The organism is Acidiphilium sp. C61 (assembly GCF_905116885.1).
In the GTDB taxonomy this organism is placed as follows: domain Bacteria; phylum Pseudomonadota; class Alphaproteobacteria; order Acetobacterales; family Acetobacteraceae; genus Acidiphilium.
On the sequence record NZ_CAJHNI010000005.1, the window covers coordinates 1,329,219 to 1,347,346 of the forward strand.

The 18,128-nt window shown below is 66.0% G+C and carries 20 protein-coding genes and 1 tRNA gene; 8 read left to right on the plus strand and 13 right to left on the minus strand.

Annotated features, from left to right (window positions below):
* Positions 1 to 15 precede the first annotated feature (15 nt).
* From HUW10_RS09050 to pdhA, 8 genes are all read right to left on the minus strand, one after another.
* A complete protein-coding gene (locus HUW10_RS09050; RefSeq protein WP_174503199.1) occupies positions 16 to 594 on the minus strand; it encodes a DUF4337 domain-containing protein in 579 nt (192 codons plus the stop codon).
* A 263-nt stretch (positions 595 to 857) separates the two neighbouring features.
* The gene (locus HUW10_RS09055; protein ID WP_174503200.1) at positions 858 to 1,340 is read right to left on the minus strand and encodes a type II toxin-antitoxin system RatA family toxin; all 483 of its coding nucleotides are present in this window, start codon (positions 1,338 to 1,340) and stop codon (positions 858 to 860) included.
* Position 1,341: 1 nt separating this feature from the next.
* Positions 1,342 to 2,304, minus strand: coding sequence for a lipoyl synthase (gene lipA, locus HUW10_RS09060; RefSeq protein WP_174503201.1), 963 nt, complete (start codon positions 2,302 to 2,304; stop codon positions 1,342 to 1,344).
* Between the two features lie 6 nt (positions 2,305 to 2,310).
* Positions 2,311 to 3,708: a dihydrolipoyl dehydrogenase gene (gene lpdA, locus HUW10_RS09065; RefSeq protein WP_174503202.1), complete on the minus strand. Its 1,398-nt coding sequence runs from the start codon at positions 3,706 to 3,708 to the stop codon at positions 2,311 to 2,313.
* 10 nt (positions 3,709 to 3,718) lie between these two features.
* Positions 3,719 to 4,228, minus strand: coding sequence for a GNAT family N-acetyltransferase (locus tag HUW10_RS09070; protein ID WP_174503203.1), 510 nt, complete (start codon positions 4,226 to 4,228; stop codon positions 3,719 to 3,721).
* Positions 4,225 to 5,538 (minus strand): pyruvate dehydrogenase complex dihydrolipoamide acetyltransferase, encoded by a 1,314-nt coding sequence (locus tag HUW10_RS09075; protein ID WP_174503204.1) that lies wholly within the window; start codon positions 5,536 to 5,538, stop codon positions 4,225 to 4,227. The genes HUW10_RS09070 and HUW10_RS09075 overlap by 4 nt, the downstream gene beginning before the upstream one ends.
* Before the next feature lie 13 nt (positions 5,539 to 5,551).
* Positions 5,552 to 6,904 (minus strand): pyruvate dehydrogenase complex E1 component subunit beta, encoded by a 1,353-nt coding sequence (locus tag HUW10_RS09080; RefSeq protein WP_174503205.1) that lies wholly within the window; start codon positions 6,902 to 6,904, stop codon positions 5,552 to 5,554.
* Between the two features lie 2 nt (positions 6,905 to 6,906).
* Positions 6,907 to 7,866 carry a pyruvate dehydrogenase (acetyl-transferring) E1 component subunit alpha gene (gene pdhA / locus HUW10_RS09085; RefSeq protein ID WP_174503206.1) on the minus strand — a complete coding sequence of 320 codons (960 nt, stop codon included), beginning with the start codon at positions 7,864 to 7,866 and terminating at the stop codon, positions 6,907 to 6,909.
* A gap of 112 nt (positions 7,867 to 7,978) precedes the next feature.
* Between pdhA and HUW10_RS09090 the strand changes: the two genes are divergently transcribed.
* A complete protein-coding gene (locus tag HUW10_RS09090) occupies positions 7,979 to 8,176 on the plus strand; it encodes a hypothetical protein (RefSeq protein ID WP_174503207.1) in 198 nt (65 codons plus the stop codon).
* Between the two features lie 4 nt (positions 8,177 to 8,180).
* Here the strand turns inward: HUW10_RS09090 and HUW10_RS09095 are convergent, their stop codons facing one another.
* Positions 8,181 to 8,573 (minus strand): septum formation initiator family protein, encoded by a 393-nt coding sequence (locus HUW10_RS09095; protein WP_174503208.1) that lies wholly within the window; start codon positions 8,571 to 8,573, stop codon positions 8,181 to 8,183.
* Between the two features lie 202 nt (positions 8,574 to 8,775).
* Between HUW10_RS09095 and HUW10_RS09100 the strand changes: the two genes are divergently transcribed.
* Positions 8,776 to 9,099: a hypothetical protein gene (locus tag HUW10_RS09100; RefSeq protein WP_236656300.1), complete on the plus strand. Its 324-nt coding sequence runs from the start codon at positions 8,776 to 8,778 to the stop codon at positions 9,097 to 9,099.
* On the opposite strand, the gene HUW10_RS09105 is transcribed toward HUW10_RS09100, so the two are convergent.
* On the minus strand, positions 9,093 to 9,605 hold the full coding sequence (locus HUW10_RS09105; RefSeq protein ID WP_174503209.1) for a L,D-transpeptidase: 513 nt from the start codon (positions 9,603 to 9,605) through the stop codon (positions 9,093 to 9,095). The genes HUW10_RS09100 and HUW10_RS09105 overlap by 7 nt on opposite strands.
* A gap of 6 nt (positions 9,606 to 9,611) precedes the next feature.
* Positions 9,612 to 10,766, minus strand: a complete 1,155-nt coding sequence (gene ribA, locus HUW10_RS09110; RefSeq protein WP_174503210.1) for a GTP cyclohydrolase II — start codon at positions 10,764 to 10,766, stop codon at positions 9,612 to 9,614.
* Between the two features lie 224 nt (positions 10,767 to 10,990).
* On the opposite strand from ribA, the gene HUW10_RS09115 reads away from it, so the two are divergent.
* Both HUW10_RS09115 and HUW10_RS09120 read left to right on the plus strand, forming a co-directional pair.
* Positions 10,991 to 11,704, plus strand: a complete 714-nt coding sequence (locus tag HUW10_RS09115) for a response regulator transcription factor (protein WP_371808622.1) — start codon at positions 10,991 to 10,993, stop codon at positions 11,702 to 11,704.
* Positions 11,705 to 11,737: 33 nt separating this feature from the next.
* A tRNA-Arg gene (locus HUW10_RS09120) sits at positions 11,738 to 11,814 on the plus strand.
* Between the two features lie 332 nt (positions 11,815 to 12,146).
* Here HUW10_RS09120 and HUW10_RS09125 read toward each other — a convergent pair.
* Positions 12,147 to 12,362, minus strand: a complete 216-nt coding sequence (locus HUW10_RS09125; RefSeq protein ID WP_371808645.1) for a transposase — start codon at positions 12,360 to 12,362, stop codon at positions 12,147 to 12,149.
* A gap of 419 nt (positions 12,363 to 12,781) precedes the next feature.
* The gene (locus tag HUW10_RS09130; protein ID WP_174503213.1) at positions 12,782 to 13,489 is read right to left on the minus strand and encodes a GntR family transcriptional regulator; all 708 of its coding nucleotides are present in this window, start codon (positions 13,487 to 13,489) and stop codon (positions 12,782 to 12,784) included.
* Positions 13,490 to 13,590: 101 nt separating this feature from the next.
* Between HUW10_RS09130 and HUW10_RS09135 the strand changes: the two genes are divergently transcribed.
* From HUW10_RS09135 to HUW10_RS09150, 4 genes are all read left to right on the plus strand, one after another.
* Positions 13,591 to 14,634, plus strand: a complete 1,044-nt coding sequence (locus HUW10_RS09135; RefSeq protein WP_174503214.1) for an amidohydrolase family protein — start codon at positions 13,591 to 13,593, stop codon at positions 14,632 to 14,634.
* Positions 14,624 to 15,547: a VOC family protein gene (locus HUW10_RS09140; RefSeq protein WP_174503215.1), complete on the plus strand. Its 924-nt coding sequence runs from the start codon at positions 14,624 to 14,626 to the stop codon at positions 15,545 to 15,547. Before HUW10_RS09135 ends, HUW10_RS09140 begins: the two co-directional genes overlap by 11 nt.
* 102 nt (positions 15,548 to 15,649) lie before the next feature.
* Positions 15,650 to 17,272 carry a bifunctional 3-(3-hydroxy-phenyl)propionate/3-hydroxycinnamic acid hydroxylase gene (locus HUW10_RS09145; RefSeq protein WP_174503216.1) on the plus strand — a complete coding sequence of 541 codons (1,623 nt, stop codon included), beginning with the start codon at positions 15,650 to 15,652 and terminating at the stop codon, positions 17,270 to 17,272.
* On the plus strand, positions 17,253 to 18,098 hold the full coding sequence (locus HUW10_RS09150) for a fumarylacetoacetate hydrolase family protein (RefSeq protein WP_174503217.1): 846 nt from the start codon (positions 17,253 to 17,255) through the stop codon (positions 18,096 to 18,098). The genes HUW10_RS09145 and HUW10_RS09150 overlap by 20 nt, the downstream gene beginning before the upstream one ends.
* The last annotated feature ends 30 nt before the right edge of the window (positions 18,099 to 18,128 follow it).

Here is an 18,128-nt window from a genome sequence, read left to right on the forward strand (position 1 = left end):
CGACTACGGGCAGGCCTATATGAAAGCCATCACGACGACACCGCCGAGAAAGGATAAGCCGCCGAGAAGGACGGCGACGAGGCCGAACGCGGCCACCTCCGTCACCACCGAGACCGAGGCCAGCACGATCGCGATCTGCAACAGGCCGACGACGACTTCCAGCTGATGATAGCGTTCGAGTTGATGGTCGCGCGCTTCGGTCTGGTGTTCCGCCTGCGCCTTGAGCTGCGCCTTGCCCTCGCCGCCATCGGGATCGGAGGTTTCATGCTGGGCGCGCGCCTCCGCCGCGCGGGCAGCGGTGGCGAGGGCGGGATCGGCGGAGTTCGACGAAAGCGCCTTCAGAACCTGGGCCTGGGCGGTCGCGATATCCGCCTTGATCGCCTTGGCCTGGTAGAAGGACCAGGTGTCGTTCACCGCGATCTGCTTGGCGATGTAGTCGTTCTGCGCCGATTTTTCCCCCATCTCGCAAATCGCGAGCCCCGCCGCGAGAATGCCGATCAGCAGCGCCATCCGCCGTGCATGCCGGTTTTCGGGATGCTCGCGCAAATGCTTGTGCCGCTCCAGGCTGTCGGTTGCCGTTTCAATACCGTCCATGCGTCCACCCTTGTCCCTAGAGCAGCATCCGATCAGATCGAGTCATCCAATCGGATAAAGATGCTCTGTTTATCAATGTGATAGAGCACTACATCCGATCCGAAAGGATCGGAGAGTGCTCCAGGCCGGGTACCAGAAACCGCGGCCGCCTCATCCTAAAGCATCACTCACGAAAACGGGATCGGCAATTTTCGGGGATGTGCCGTTCGCCGGCACCTTCACGCCGGTTGCCACGAACGGGCGGGAGTCTCTCGCCGCCGGGATTACCCCTTGGCGGGAATGATCAGCCCCGAGCCAGACGCGGAATCGGTCACGGGCATGCCATAGACGTCGCGCGCGCGCTTGAGAAACGCCGCGACCATCCGGCGCACCGCCTCGGCGAACACCGCGCCGATGGCCTTTTGCAGGATCAGGCTGCGAAACTCGAAATCGACGTAGAAATCGATCATCGTGCCGCGCTCGTCCGGCAGGAATCGCCACTCGTTGCGCAAATAGCGGAAGGGCCCGTTCTCGTAGCGGACATGGATATGCTCGGGCGCGTTGAGCATCACGCGGGAGGTGAAACTCTCGCGGAACGGACCGAAGCCGATGGTGAGATCCGCCAGCATTTCCTCGCCGCGCTGCGAGCGGACGCGCGCGCCGATGCACCAGGGCAGGAATTGGGGATATTTCCCGACATCGGCCACGAGGTCGAACATCTGGCCGGGCTGGTAGAGGACCAGTTTCCGCTCGGTGTAGCGCGGCATGTCAGGCCGCGTGCCGGGCGGCCCGGGCTTCGCGCAGGGCGGCGAAATCGGCATCCGCGTGATAGGAGGAGCGGGTCAGCGGCGTCGCCGAAACCATCAGGAACCCCTTGGCGCGCGCCATGCCGGCAAGATCGGCGAACTCGTCGGGGGTGACGAACCGCTCGACGGCGGCGTGCTTCACCGTCGGCTGGAGATACTGGCCGATGGTGAGGAAATCGACATCGGCGATGCGCAGATCGTCCATCACCTGGCCGACCTCGCCGCGGTCCTCGCCGAGCCCGGCCATCAGGCCGGATTTGGTGAAGATGCCCGGGTCGAGCTGCTTCACCCGGTCGAGCAGGCGGAGCGACTGATAATACCGCGCGCCGGGGCGAATCGAGGGGTAGAGCCGCGGCACGGTTTCGAGATTGTGGTTGAACACGTCCGGCCTGGCAGCGACCACCACCTCCAGCGCGCCGGGCTTGCGCAGGAAATCCGGGGTGAGGATCTCGATCGTGGTTGCAGGTGCGGCAGCGCGGATCGCGCCGATCACTGCCGCGAAATGCGCCGCCCCGCCATCATCGAGATCGTCGCGGTCGACCGAGGTGATCACCACGTGCTGCAAGCCAAGCCGGGCCACGGCATCGGCCACGCGCGCCGGCTCGTCGGCGGCGAGCGGCGCCGGCTGGCCGGTGGTGACATTGCAGAAGGCGCAGGCGCGGGTGCAGATCTCGCCCATGATCATCATGGTCGCGTGGCGCTGCGACCAGCACTCGCCGATATTGGGGCAGGCCGCCTCCTCGCACACCGTCACCAGGTTTGCCTCGCGCATCAGCGCTCGGGTTTCATGGTAGACAGGATGACTGGGCGCCTTCACCCGGATCCATGCGGGTTTCCGCTGGATCGGGTTATCCGGCCTGTGCTGCTTTTCCGGGTGGCGAACCTTGCCGCCCCCCGAATTCCGGTGATCGATCTCGACGCGCATGACGGATCAGAAGTGGATGACCTGCCCATACGCGTCAAGCACCGATTCGTGCATCGCTTCACTGATCGTGGGGTGGGGGAAGACGGTGTGCATCAATTCGGCCTCGGTGGTTTCGAGCTGCCGGGCCACGACATAGCCCTGGATCATCTCGGTCACCTCGGCGCCGGCCATGTGCGCGCCGAGCAATTCGCCGGTCTCGGCGTCGAACACGGTCTTGATGATGCCTTCCGGCTCGCCCATGGCGATCGCCTTGCCGTTGCCGATGAAGGGGAAGCGGCCGATTTTCACTTTCCGGCCGGCTTCCTTCGCCTTCGCCTCGGTCATGCCGACGGAAGCGACCTGCGGGCGGCAATAGGTGCAGCCGGGGATGTTCCAGGTCTCGAACGGATGCGGCTTCAGCCCCGCGATATGCTCGATGCAGACCACGCCCTCGTGGCTGGCCTTGTGGGCGAGCCAGGGCGGGCCGGTGAGATCGCCGATCGCGTAGATGCCCTCGACGCCGGTGCGCCCGAACCCATCGACCACCACATGCGTGCGCTCGACCTTCACGCCCGCCTGCTCAAGGCCGAGATTTTCGACATTGCCGACGATGCCGACCGCCGAGATCACCCGCTCGGCGGTGATCTTCTGCGCCTGTCCGCCGGCCTCGATGGTGACGGTCACGCTGTCCCTGCCCTTCTCGACGCCCTTCACGCTCGCCCCGGCGAGCAGCTTCATGCCCTGCTTCTCGAACTGCTTGTGCATGAAGGCGGAGATTTCCTCGTCCTCCACCGGCAGGATGCGGGGCAGCGCCTCGACCACCGTCACCTCGGCGCCCATGTTGCGGTAGAAGCTCGCGAACTCTATGCCGATCGCGCCGGAGCCGATCACCACGAGGGATTTCGGCATGATGTCCGGCACCATCGCCTCGCGATACGACCATATGAACCGGCCATCCGGCTCGATGCCGGGCAGGACGCGGGCGCGGGCACCGGTGGCGAGGATGATGTGCTTCGCCTTCAGCGTGGCGACCGGCTTGCCGTCCTTCTCGACCGCGAGCGTGCCCTTGCCGGCGAGCCGGCCGGTGCCGTCGAACACCGTCACCTTGTTCTTCCTGAGGAGATGGGTGACGCCGGAGGAAAGCTGCTTCGCCACGCCGCGCGAGCGCTTCACCACCTTGTCGAGATCGAATTTCACGTTCTCGGCGGAGAAGCCGTATTCGGGCAGGGTATGGAGCAGGTGGTTGATCTCGGAGGAGCGGAGCAGCGCCTTGGTCGGGATGCAACCCCAGTTGAGGCAGATGCCGCCGAGATTTTCACGCTCGATCAGGGCAACCTTCAGCTTGAGCTGCGCGCCGCGGATCGCGGTCACATAGCCGCCGGGGCCGCCGCCCACCACCACCACGTCGAAACTCTGATCGGTCATTGTTCTGCTCCTATTCGGCAAGGGCGGCGAGGGCCTCGCCCTTCAGACGGTAGCGCGTCCATTCATCGAGCGGGACGGCGCCGAGGGATTGATAGAAATCGATGGCGGGGCGGTTCCAGTCCAGCACCGACCATTCGAGCCGGGCGCAGCCGAGCCGGACCGCCTCGCGCGCGAGATGGCGCAGCAGGGCGCGGCCGATGCCCCGCCCCCGCGCCGCGGGCAGGACGAACAGGTCTTCGAGATAGAGCCCGGCCCGGCCGGTCCAGGTCGAGAAGCTGGTGAAGAACAGCGCGAAACCGGCCACCGCGCCATCGGCCTCGGCCAGCACGGCGCGGGCGAGAGGCTGCGCGCCGAACAGCGCCTCGTGCAGCATCGGCGCGGTCATCTCCACCTCGTGCGGCGCCTTTTCATAATGGGCGAGCGCGTGAACGAGATCGAGCAGCACGGCGATGTCGGCCGGTGCCGCAGGGCGAAGCGTTGCCGCCGCCCCTGACGCGACACCGGCCGAATGGTCGTTCAAAGCATCAGCCCCAGCGGCTGTTCGACGATGGACTTGAACGCCGCGAGGAATTCGGCGCCGATCGCGCCATCCACCACGCGATGATCGCAGGACAGGGTGACTGTCATCATCGTGGCGATGGCGATCTGCTCACCCTTCACCACCGGCCGCTTCTCGCCGGCGCCGATGGCGAGAATGCCACCCTGCGGCGGGTTGATGATCGCCGAGAACGAGCTGATGCCAAACATGCCGAGATTGGAGATCGAGAACGATCCGCCCTGGAACTCGTCCGGCTTCAGCTTGCCGGCCTTCGCCCGGGCGGCGAGGTCCTTCATCTCGTTGCTGATCGCGGCCAGCCCCTTCTGGTCCGCCTTGCGGATGATCGGCGTGATCAGCCCGTCCGGAATCGCGACGGCCACCGAGATGTCCACGTCGTGATAGCGGATCATCGCCTCCTCGGTGAAGGATGCATTGGCCGCCGGAACGCGGCGCAGGGCGACGGCGACCGCCTTGATGATCAGGTCGTTGACCGAGAGCTTGAACGCGCCAGGCCCCTCCTTGGGGGATTGCGCGTTCAGCTCGGCGCGCAGCTTGAGCAGGGCGTCGAGTTCCACATCCATCGACAGGTAGAAATGCGGAATGGTCTGCTTCGCGGCCTGCAAACGCTTCGCGATCACCTTGCGCATCGAGGAGTGCGGGATTGCGTCGTGCGGCGCGGTGATCGGCGCAGCCGGCGTCGCGGCGGCTTGTGCCGGGGCGGCGGCGGGCGACGCTTTCGGCGCCGGTGCCACGGCTTCGGGGGCCCTGCCACGGGCGGCGTCGATATCCGCCTTGACGATCCGCCCGTTCGGGCCGGAGCCCTTGAGCGTGGCGAGGTCGATCCCCGCCTGCTGCGCCATGCGGCGGGCGAGCGGCGAGGCGAAGACGCGCGCGCCATGAGCGGCCGTCTCCGCCGCCGGCGCGGCCGCAGCCGCAGCCGCAGCCGGGGCAGGTGCCGCAAGCGGTTCCGGCGCGGCGGCTGCCTTCGGCGCCGGGGCGGTGGCTGCCTTCGGCACCGGGGTGGCGGGCGCGCTGTCCGGCACGGCCTCGCCGGGCTCGACGAGGATGGCGATCGGCGCGTTCACCGCGACATTCTCCGATCCGGCGGCGACCAGGATCTTGCCGAGAACGCCCTCGTCGACCGCCTCGACCTCCATCGTCGCCTTGTCGGTCTCGATCTCGGCGATGACGTCGCCAGCCTTGATCGTCTCGCCTTCCTTCTTGAGCCAGCGCGCCAGCGTGCCTTCCGTCATGGTGGGCGAGAGTGCCGGCATCAGGATGTTCGTGGCCATGTTCGCGCCTCCCTCAGAACAGTTTCTTGACGGCGCCGACGACCCAGTCCGGCTGGGGCAGCGCGAGCTTTTCGAGATTGGCGGCATAGGGCATCGGCACGTCGAGCCCGGCGACGCGGGTCGGCGGCGCGTCCAGCCAGTCGAACGCATGCTCGGTGATCTGCGTCGCGATCTCGGCACCAATGCCGGCAAAGGGCCAGCCCTCCTCGACGGAGACGACGCGGTTGGTCTTCTTCACCGAGTTCACGATGGTCTCGATGTCGAGCGGGCGGATCGTGCGCAGGTTGATCACCTCCGCCGAAATCCCCTGCTGGTCCAGCATCTCGGCCGCCTTCAGCGCGACATCGACCATCAGCGAGAAAGCGACGATGGTGACGTCCTCGCCGACGCGCTCGACCTTGGCCTTGCCGATCGGCAGGATGAAATCATCGTCGGTCGGGCACTGGTGCTTGTGACCGTAGAGAATCTCGTTCTCGAGGAAGATGACCGGGTTCGGATCGCGGATCGCCGCGCGCAGCAAGCCCTTCGCATCCGCCGCCGACCACGGGGCGACCACCTTGAGGCCCGGGCAATGCGCATACCACGAGGCGTAGCACTGGCTGTGCTGGGCGGCGACGCGGGCCGCAGCGCCGTTCGGCCCGCGGAAGACGATGGGGCAGCCCATCTGCCCGCCGGACATGTAGAGCGTCTTCGCCGCCGAGTTGATGATCTGGTCGATCGCCTGCATGGCGAAGTTGAAGGTCATGAACTCGACGATCGGCTTGAGGCCGGACATCGCCGCCCCCACCGCCATGCCGGTGAAGCCGTGCTCGGTGATCGGCGTGTCGATCACCCGCTTTGCGCCGAACTCGTCCAGCAGTCCCTGGCTGATCTTGTAGGCGCCCTGATACTGGGCAACCTCCTCGCCCATCAGGAACACGTCGGCATCGCGCCGCATCTCGGCGGCCATCGCATCGCGCAGCGCCTCGCGGACGGTGATTTCCTGCGTCGGGCCCCAGTCCTTCTCGGCTGCCGGCGCAACCTCGGCCGGCGCCTTCGGCGCGGCGGCGGGCGCGGGCGCGGCCTGCGGCGCCGGGGCAACGGGGGCGGCAGCCGGCGCGTTGGCCGGGGCGGATGCGGTCTCGCCATGCACGCCGAGCACGGCGATCGGCGTGTTCACCGCGACGTTTTCAGTCCCCTCGTCGACGAGAATTTGCAGCAATTCACCTTCGTCGACCGCCTCGACCTCCATCGTCGCCTTGTCGGTCTCGATCTCGGCGAGAACGTCGCCGGCCTTGACCTGGTCGCCGACCTTCTTGAGCCATTTGGCCAGCTTGCCCTCGGTCATCGTCGGCGAGAGCGCGGGCATCAGAACGTCCGTGGTCATGCTCAGCCCTCCACCAGCACATCGGTCCAGAGTTCGGATTCATCGGGTTCAGGGCTCTGCTGCGCGAAATCGGCCGCGTCCTGCACCCGCTTCTTGATGTCGTCGTCGATCGCCTTGAACATCTCGTCGCTCACCCCCAATGCCTCCAGCGCCTTGCGGGCGAGATCGATGCAATCGTGCTCGGTCCGCATCTTCTGCACCTCCTCGCGGGTGCGGTATTTCGCGGGGTCGGACATCGAGTGGCCGCGATAGCGGTAGGTCTTCATCTCCAGCAGGAACGGCCCGTTGCCCGCCCGGCAATGCGCGACCGCCTGCTCGCCCGCTTCCTTGACGGCCTGAACGTCCATCCCGTCCACCTGCAGGCCCGGAATGCTCCAGGGCGCGCCGTTCTGGCTGAGATCGCGCGAGGCCGACGCGCGCTCGACGCTGGTGCCCATGCCGTAGCGGTTGTTCTCGATGATGAAGATCACCGGCAGTTTCATCAGCGCCGCGAGGTTGAAGCTCTCGAACACCTGGCCCTGGTTCGAGGCGCCCTCGCCGAAATAGGTCAGGCAGACGCGGTCATTGCCGCGATAGTGATTGGCGAAGGCAAGGCCCGCGCCGAGCGAGACCTGCGCGCCGACGATGCCGTGCCCGCCGAAGAAGCCCTTCTCCTTCGAGAACATGTGCATCGAGCCGCCCTTGCCCTTGGAATAGCCGCCGGCACGGCCGGTCAGCTCGGCCATCACACCTTTCGGGTCCATGTCGCAGGCAATCATGTGGCCGTGATCGCGATAGGAGGTGATCACCTGGTCGCCCGGCTCGATCGCCAGCTGCATGCCGGTCACCACCGCTTCCTGCCCGATATACAGATGGCAGAACCCGCCGATCAGCCCCATGCCGTAGAGCTGCCCGGCCTTTTCCTCGAACCGTCGGATCAGCAGCATCTTCCCGTAGGCGGCGAGCAATTCGTCCCGGTCCATCGCCGGCTGTCTCTGGCTGGTCCGCCTGCGGGCGGCTGGCTGGGCTTTTGCGCCTGTCGGTCTGGTGCGGCTGGCCACGATCATTCCCCTCCGTCGGTTGATGGTCTTCTCCATGCGTCGGATCGACCGATCAAAGCAAGCGGGAATTGAAAATTCAATGATGTTGCAATGCAATATTCAAGTTAACCGAAAAATGGTTAACTCACTGGGGCCACAAGGTGTGCCGGGGCGGCTGGCGCCACGCACGCCTTTCATGCAGGGCAGCATGACCCGCCGCAGGAAGCAGGGAGGACATCATCCGATCGGATGATGCCCTACGGATGCGCTCCTGGCCGGGCTTCGGGCTGCCCGGCTTCGGGCTGCGCCGGCGCGGCCTGCCCGCCGGCGCCGGCCGTCGTGCCATCTGCCGCCGGCTTGCCGAGCGGCACTGCCAGATCGTCGGGAGCGGCGAGGTTGAGAATCGCCCTCGCCTGCTCGTTGAGCATGTCCGGCGCAATGGCATGGTGGCCCAGCGCGTTCACCCGCGCCTGCCAGCGGTCGCGCCGGGTCGAGACAGCGTGAAGGGCCTGCTGGTCCTGCGCCAGAACCGCCTGATCGCGGCGCTGGGCGACGATGCCACGCGAGCCGTTGATGGCGTTGAAGACGAAATATCCCGTCACGGCGAGAAACAGGAACGGCAGGACAAGCCCGCGCAGGCGCCGCTTCATCGCGGTCTCCGGACAGGGCGGAACATCGGCTGCAACGTGATCACCTTCCCTGCATGCCCGCCCGCCGGGGGGTTTCGCAAGAGGCTATCCCGGCATGGGCCGGGGGTGAAAGTTTTGTAAGCCACAATTCGCCCTGAAATCAGCCGTTTCGGCGCCATCATATCATGGTGTGTGGCGGATCGAGACGACAGGAGATTTCGACATGAACGCACGAAGCACAGGTTCGGCCCGATGGCTCGGCAGGATCATCGCGGCGGCACTGGTGGCCGGGATCGGCCTCGCGGCGACCGGTGCAACGGCCTATGCCGACCCGCCCTGGGGCCATGACGGCGGCGACCGCGGCGAGTGGCATCACCGCGACTGGCACCATCATGACTGGCACCATGACTGGCATCACGAGGACGACGATGGCTGGCATGGCGGATATGCCTATGCGCCGCCCCCCGCCTATTACGCGCCGCCGCCGCCGGTCTATGTCGGCCCGCCGAGCGTTTCCTTCGGCGTGAACATTCCCCTCGCTCACTGAACCATGATCGCCCGCAGCCCGGCCTTCAGCATCGCCTGAAGGTCGGCCAGGGCAAGGGCGATGCACCCCTCGGTCGGCGACCAGTCCGCCCGGGCGACATGCAGGAAAATCGCCGATCCCGCGCCCCGCACCACCGGATCGTCGTTCCAGCCGAGCACTCCGACCACATCATACACCCCGTCCTCCCGCCAGAGCGCCTCGTGACGCGCCTCGTGCGGCAAGCGGATCATGCGGTTGTAGTCGGGATGGGCGGGATCATCGCACCAGCCATCATCCGGCGCCATCGGCTCGCGCGGCACCGCGCATGAAGGCGATGCCAGCCGGTCGGCCCGGTAGATCACCCGGCGCAACGGCAGCAGGCCGCGCGGGGTGGCGCCATCGCCCTCGCGCTTGTGCGCGGCGATGCCACCGCGACCCAGTGCGGCGCGGCAGCGCAGCCCGGCGCCCGGCAGGACGATGGTGGAATCCGGCAGGAGAATCGCGGTCGTCTCGTCAGATCCGGACATCGTTGCCTAGTCCAGCAGGTGGCCGAAGCGACGCGCCTTCGTCCGCAGATAGGCATCATTCACCCCGTTCGGCGCGATGACGTGCGGCACCCGCTCGGCGACATCGACGCCGCAGGCGGCAAGCCCGGCCACCTTGTCCGGGTTGTTGGTCAGCAGCCGGATATGATCGAGGCCGAGCGCCGCGAGCATCGCGGCGGCGATGTGGAAATCCCGCTCATCCGCCTGCCAGCCCAGCGCGCGGTTGGCATCGAGCGTGTCGAGGCCACGATCCTGCAACGTATAGGCCCGCAGCTTGTTGATCAGCCCGATCCCCCGCCCCTCTTGCGCAAGATACAGCACGACGCCGCCGCCCGCCTCCGCCATCAGCCGGATCGCCCCCTTGAGCTGCGGCCCGCAATCGCACCGCAGCGAGCCCAGCAGGTCGCCGGTGAAGCACTCGGAATGGATGCGCACGAGCGGCGCGGCCTGGGAGCGCGGATCGCCGACCAGGATCGCCATGTGCTCGATCCCCTGGTCGAGCGCGCGGAAGGCGACGAGCCGTGCATCGGGCGCATCGTCGAGCGGCACCGCGACCTCGGCGACCCGGTGAAGTGTGGCGGCGACGTTGGCGTTGTAACCGAGCAGGTCCGCCGCCGGCACGGCGAGCAGCCCGCTGCCGAGCGGGAGCGACGCCCAGCCAGGCCGCACCGGTGCGGCGATCATCGCCGGCAGCAGGCGGGCGAGCTTGCCGAGGGCGAGGGCGGCATCGGCAAGCGGGGGCGGCTCCATCCGCCGGAACCCCGGCATGATCTGGTCGAGCGTCGGGTCCGCGAGGCGACGCAGCGTCGCGGGGTCGATCAGCGGCCGTGCGAGTTCGAGCGCGACGGCCGGCGCCGCATCGTCGAGGCTTTGCCGCAGGATCGCCGCCGCCCGCGCCGGGGCGAGCAGCAGTGTGGCACCAGCCCGCCCGAGGCGGTCGATCAGATGCAGCCCCTCGGCCCCCACCGTCTCGGCTGGTGCAGCGATCAGCGGCTGCGGCCCGGCAAGAATGACCGGCACGCCGCGCCGCGCCTCGCCAATGGCGCGGTGAACAGCCCGCGTGCGCGCCGGATCGAGCTGCGCCGGCGCTTCAGCGGCGGAGGAGGCCGGGCCCGGCCTCCCGGGAACATGGGAGTGCGTCATGATGCCATGATATAGGACGCGCCGGCATGGTTTCGCCATACGCCACCGCTTCGGTGCAACGCGGCGGTTTCATGCCGCGATCACACGCATGTGAGCGCGATCATGGAGTTTTTATAATGAAACACCCGCGAATCGGGGCTGTTGAACTATGTGAATGTGAAGCAAACTCTCTAAAGACAGGGTGAGCGCCCGGTTCGCGACGGAGATTTGAGGAAATGGGACATATGAACAACATTCACCCCATCCTGGTCGTCGATGATGACCTCGCCCTGCGGTCGACCTTGTGCGATCAGTTGCGGGCGGAACATGAATTCGCGCCGGGCGAGGCCGGCTCGATCGCCGAGGCCGAGCGCATGATCGCCGCGGCCGAGCGGAATTACGACGCGATCATCCTCGATGTCGGCCTGCCGGATGGCGATGGCCGGAATTTCTGCGCCCGCCTGCGCGAGGAGGGGGTGAAGGTGCCGATCATCATGCTCACCGGATCAGGGGCGGAGCAGGATGTCGTCCGGGGGCTGAATTCCGGCGCGAACGATTACGTGGCCAAGCCGTTCCGCCTCGCCGAGCTGATGGCGCGGCTGCGCGCGCATCTGCGCAATTTCGAGAGCAGCGAGGACGCGGTGCTGCAGATCGGCCCGTACACGTTCAGGCCGGCGATGAAGCTCCTGCACGAGCCGTCGCAGAACCGGCGCATCCGCCTGACCGACAAGGAAGCCGCGATCCTGAAATTCCTCTATCGCGCCGGCGGAAAGTCGGTGGCCCGGCAGGTCCTGCTGAACGAGGTATGGGGCTACAACGCCGCGGTGACGACCCATACGCTCGAAACCCATGTCTACCGTCTGCGCCAGAAAATCGAGCCGGAACCGAACCACGCGCGGCTTCTGATCACCGAAGGGGGCGGCTACCGCCTGAGCCAGCCAGCCACCAACGCGGCGTGACGCCTGCGCGCCGTTACGCTATATTACCCTCACGTCTCCGTAGCTCAGCCGGATAGAGCACAGGATTCCTAATCCTGGGGCCGTGGGTTCGAATCCCGCCGGGGACGCCACTCTCGAACAAGAGTAATGGCGTCGTTCGGCAGGTCGGTAGGTCGGCAAGAACAGCGCGTAGGCCCCTTCTGGGCGCGTGCGGCGCAGGTGTGATGGCATAGTCCTTGCCGTTCCGCAGCGTCATGCCCGCACCGCAATGAGTACAGATGGCAATGCCCGCCAGCAAGGTGGGCGAGCGGATCACCCGCGCGGACTTTGTGTTCGGTGTCGCGCGGCGATCAACGTGAGGATCCGGCGTCAATCAGGATGAGCAGACGGCGTTGCGCTGGCAGCCGCAAGGGCCGGTTTCAGCACGTTCGCGGGTTGCGCGCGTCTCAGCCAGATCCTCGCGCTACACCGCGCAGGCGACAAGGGCCGCGAAGATCTCCTGCCAGAGGCCACGCTGGCTCCAGCGGTTGAACCGGTTGAACACCGTGGTTCGTGGCCCATAGGCCTCAGGAAGCGCTCGCCATCGCAAGCCCTCGCGAAAGCGATGCAGGATGCCGCTCAGCACCCGGCGGTCATCAACCCGAGGCTTGCCGCCAAGCTTCGGCAGCAATGGTTCGATCGCAGCCCATTTAGAGCATCTTTATCCGATCAGATGGAATCTTCTGATCGGATAAAGATGCTCTAATTATCAACAAGATAGAGCACAACATCCGATCCGGATGGATCGGAACGTGCTCTAGTGTCGTTCAGCCAGAATAGTTCCGCCATGTTCCAAGTCCTCCGAACAGACTTGAATCAGACGTCTCGTAGTCATGGTAATATATAAAAATATATTTTTTGATCAAGACCAGCAAAAGAACTCGCATGGAAAATTTATTTATTTCTGCACGACTGAATATTTATGCCTCCATAGGGCATATAACGGTCCCGATTGATCATTTTTTGAGTTATCCTGAACCATTCAGATCATAAAATCAGCATCTTACTTTTCCTTGGAGACCGCTTTGGTCGCTTACACACTTTCCCATCCGGCTCCGCCTATCCCGCGAGTGACAAGGCGGCGTTACGCAGATCCGCTTCGATCACCGTCGCGGTGCGCATGTAATGCGCCTGCAGCAACGAAACCGCCTGCTCCTGGTCATGGCTCAGCACCGCCTGCAAAATGGCGTCATGCTCGGCGCTGACCTTGCGCACCCGGAACACCTTGCGAATGGAAATCATCCGGTAGCGGTAGAGCCGGTCGGCCAGCTGCATGCAGAAGCCGATCAAGGGCCGTGAGGCGCAGTTTTCGATCAGCCGGTCGTGAAACGCCCGGTGCAGCACCTCCCAAGCGGGGTTATCCTCGAATTGCTCGGGATTCAGCGAGCGCGGTGTGCGGGCGAGGCGGTGATGCGCCACCAGCAGCGCCTCCTCCCAGGCCGGCGTGGCGTTCTGCATCGATTCGCGCAGCCCCAGCCCTTCCACCCAGCAGCGCGTGCGGGTCAGCTCGTTCAACTCCTCCAGGCTGATCGGCGTCACCGAAAAGCCGCGCTGTTCGCGGCCGATCACCAGCTCCTCGATGACCAGCCGGTTCAGCGCCTCGCGCAGCGGGGTTTGCCCGGTTCCGTACTGGTCCATCAGGAAACGCAAGGAGAGTTTCTGTCCCGGCTCAAGCCGCGCGGCCAGAATATCATTCTTCAGCCGCTCATAGATGCTGGTTGCCAGGGTCGTGGCGTTGTCGGGGGGCTCTTTGGCTGGGTCGATCATGTTGTTGCTTATACAAAAAACTCTCAAACAAAAAAATTTATAAATTTATTGCTTCGATGGTAGTTTTGTGCATTTTATCGAGGGTAGCGAACGAGGGGGAAATGGCGAAAGCTTGGTCAATCAAAGCCTGTGGCTGTGCGGGGGTAGATGTGCATTGCCATATCGTGCCCTCCAGCTTTCCGGCCGCACCGGCGGGGATGCAGGCCGGCTGGCCCAGCCTGCGCCAGGATGGCTGCGGCCACGGCACGTTGATCATCGACGCCAAGCCGTATCGCACCGTCTCCGCCGCGTGCTGGGAGGCACGTCGACGGCTTGAGGACATGGACCGCATGGGCATTGCCGTGCAGGCGCTCTCGCCGATGCCGGAGCTGTTCAGCTATTGGCTCCCGGCCCAGGCGGGGGCAGCGCTGATCCGCCATGTCAACGATATGATCGCGGCATTGCTCGGCGAAGGGCAGGGACGCTTCGTCGGTCTGGCGGGGGTGCCTTTGCAGGATCTCGATCTGGCGGTCGAGGAACTGCGCCGGGTCATGGCCATTCCCGGGTTTCGCGGTGTCGAGATCGGCAGCAATATCAACGAAATGCCGATCGGCGATCCACGGCTGCGGCCGTTCTTCACCGAGGCCGCGCGGCTGGGGGCGGCGGTGTTCGTGCATGCCGTGCGCCCGGCGGGCATGGCACGGCTGGTCGGCCCCGCGCCCCTGCAGCAGGTGCTCGGCTATCCCACGGATGTCGGGCTGGCCCTCGCCTCCGCGATCACCGGCGGCCTGGTCCGGGATTGTCCCGGTCTGCGGCTGGGCTTCAGCCATGGCGGCGGCAGCTTCGCCGCGCTGCTGCCCCGGTTGCGGCGCGGCTATGAGGTGTTTCCGGCCCTGCGCGAGGCGCTGGATGAGTGCCCGACCATCACCGCGCGCCGGCTCTACGTGGACTCCCTGGTGTTCGAGCCGGACTGGCTTTCCCGGCTGGTCACGCTGTTCGGGGCCGAGCGGGTCATGCTCGGCACCGATTATCCATTCAATTTCAGCGAGGCGGCGCCGTGCGATCAGGTCAACGCCGCATGTCCCGACGCGGCGTTGCGCCAGCGTCTGATCCAGCGCAACGCGCTCGCCTTCCTGGCCATGGGTGAGGTGCAAGATGCCGCCTGATTACCCCGTTGCCGCGCTCCGCAGCGTGGCGCTTTCCACACCGGGCCTGGAGGCGGCCTGCGCCTTCTATACCGAAACCTGGCAGCTGGAGCTGGTGGCGCAAGCGCCCGGCCGCGCCTATCTGGCCGCCAGCGGCGACGATGCCTATGTGCTGGAATTGCGCGCCGGCGCGCGCGCCGCCTTGGACGCCGTCAGCTTCCGGGTGCGCGCCGCGGCGGATCTGCCCCGGCTCTACGAAGCCTGTGTGCAAGCGGGCTGCACCATCCTGCAACCGCCCGGACCGGACCATGGGCCAGCCGGCGGCACCCATTTCATCGTCCGCGAACCGCAAGGCTGCACGCTGGAATTTGTGCATGGCGATGCGCGCCGCGAGGGCAGCATACGGCCCAACCGGCCGCTGCGGCTGGCGCATGTGAACATCAACAGCGCCGCAATCGAGGATCTGTCCCGCTTCTGGCAGGAGGTTCTGGGCTTCCGCCTGACCGACCGCTCCCAGGCCATGACCTTCCTGAGCTGCAACAGCGACCACCACGCCATTGTGCTCGCGCAGGCGCCGGTGAACGGGCTCAACCATGTCGCATTCCTGCTGCCGGATCTTGAATCGGTGATGCGCGGTGCCGGGCATGTGGTGGATCATGGCTGTGGCATCGGCTGGGGGCCGGGACGGCACGGGCCGGGCGATAATGTGTTCGCCTATTTCGTCGGGCCGGACGATGTCGTGGTCGAATACACCGCCGAGGTGCTGCAGGTGGATGAGAGCTACCGCGTCCGGGGCCCGCAAGACTGGGTCTGGCCGCCCGGCCGTACCGATCATTGGGGCGTCGCACCGCCGAAGACCCCCGCCTGTAAGGCCGCGCAGCTCGCCATCGGCTTCGCCTGTGCGTCTGATCTAGAGCATCATCCGATGAGATAGAATCATCTCATCGAATAAAAATGCTCTTATTATCAACAAGATAGAGCACGACATCCGATCCTGATGGATCGGAACGTGCTCTAACGAGACAAGGGTGACGTCGTGACATACGCAGATGAGCTCTTCGATGTCGTGGTTGCCGGCTTCGGTCCTTCCGGGGCGACGGCGGCCGGGCTGCTGGGGGCGTATGGCTTGCGCGTGCTTGTGGTCGAACGACAGACCGAGGTCTATGACAAGCCCCGCGCGATCGCGCTCGATCATGAAATTTTCAGGCATTTCGACAATATGGGTGTGGCGGACGCGGTGCGGCCTCATGTCGCGCCCTTCACCGCCTCGCAGCATTTCGGCGCGCAAGGCCAGTTGATCCGCACCATCGACATGGTGCAGCCGCCTTATCCGCTGGGCTACACGCCCAGCATGGTCTTCAGCCAGCCGCCGGTGGAGGCGGCGCTGCGCGTGCATGCGGCGCGTTTCGCCACTGTCAGCATCGTCACCGGCGCGGAACTGATCGGCTTCGAGGAACGCGGCCAAGAGAGCGGCCAAGAGATCCGCGCCACGCTGCGCGCCGAAGATGGCACGCAGCGCCAGATCCGCGGCAAATTCCTGCTCGGCTGCGATGGCGCCTCCAGCACCGTGCGACAGCTGGCCGATATGGCGCTGCGCGACCTGATTTTCGATGAGCCCTGGCTGGTGGTGGATATACGCTGCGGCGACGCGGCGCTGGCCAGGCTGCCGCAATGCTCGGCGCAATTCTGCGACCCGGCGCGGCCGACCACCTACATCATCGGGCCGGGCAATCACCGGCGCTGGGAGATCATGCTGCTGCCTGGCGAAAACCCGCGGGAGATGGCGGCGCCGGAGCAGGTCTGGCGCCTGCTGGCCGGTTTCATGGCGCCCAGCGAAGGCGAGCTGTGGCGCGCCGCCGCCTACCGGTTCCATGCTCTGGTGGCGCAAAGCTGGCGGCGCGGGCGCGTTCTCATCGCCGGCGATGCCGCGCACCAGCAACCGCCTTTCATCGGCCAGGGCATGTGCCAGGGGCTGCGCGATGTCACCAATCTGGTCTGGAAGCTGGAGCGCGTGCTGCGCGGGCGATCGCCGCTGGCGCTGCTCGACAGCTACGAGGCGGAGCGGCGCCGGCATGTCGAGACATTGACCGGCAAGATCAAGGCGATCGGCCAGATGATCTGCGAGCGGGACCCGGCGCTGGCGGCGGCGCGCGATGCCGATTTGCTGGCCCAGGGCGGCGGCACCCCGCCGCATGTGACGCGCCAGGACATTGTGCCGCCGCTGGAAACCGGCCTGCTCGCGGCGCCGGGCAACCCCGGGCGCGGGCTGTTGTTTGCGCAGCCGTTAATCCGCCGGGAGGGCGGCACCGCGCTGCTCGACACGCTGACCGGCACCGGCTGGCGGCTGATTCTGGATGGTCGCGTCCTGCGGGCACCGGATCTTGCCGCCTTGCTGACGCCAGCGGACGATATCGGCCTGTACGCCATCGCCCCGGCTGGGGCGGCGCTGCCGGGCGCGCTTGAGGAACAGGACGGCGTCGTGGCCGCCTGGTTCGACCGTCATCAGGCCCAGGCCGTGCTGGTACGTCCCGATCATTACGTCTTTGGCACGGCGGCGAACGCCAAGGCGCTGCCGGCGCTGCTCGCCTCCTGCCGGGCGCAGCTCGCCTGCGCCGAACCCATCCATCAGGAAGTCAAACATGAAGCTTGCCACGGTTAAAATCGCCGATGCCCCGCATTGGGGCGTGATCGAGGGAGAGATGTTCTTCGATGTCGGGAGCGTCCTGCAGGCGCATTATCCCGACCTCAAATCCGCCATCGCCGCCGGGATGGCCGGGGTGGCGGAGGCCCGCGCACAGGCGCGAGCCACGCCGCTGCAGGCGCTGAGCTTCCTGCCGGTGATCCCCAACCCGGACAAAATTCTTTGCGTCGGTCTGAACTATGAGATGCACCGCCAGGAGACCGGGCGGCCGGAGGTTGCGCACCCCACCATCTTCGCCCGCTTCGCCAACAGCCAGATTGGCCACATGGCGCCGATCCTGCGGCCCAAACTCTCCAACGATCTCGATTACGAGGGCGAACTGGCCGTCATCATCGGCACGCCCGGCCGTTATATTCCCCGCGCCGCGGCGATGGCGCATATCGCCGGCTACGCCTGCTACAACGATGCCAGTGTGCGCGATTTCCAGCGCCACACGATGCAGTTCACGCCGGGCAAGAATTTTCCCGATACCGGCGCCTTCGGCCCGTGGATGATGACACCCGATGAGCTGGGACCGCTGGCGGAGCTGCGCCTGCAGACGCGCCTCAACGGCGAGGTGGTGCAGGAGGCACTGTTCAAGCAGATGATCTTCGATATCGGCACCCAGATCGATTATTGCTCGCAATTCACCCGGCTTGAGGCCGGCGATGTAATCGTCAGCGGCACGCCGGGCGGCGTCGGCGCCAAGCGCAACCCGCCGCTCTGGATGAAGCCGGGCGATGTCGTCGAGGTCGAGATCGACCGGCTGGGCATTCTCCGTAATCCGGTCGCGCAGGAGGCGTGATGCTCTAACAGCCGCGCCGGCAAACCGCCC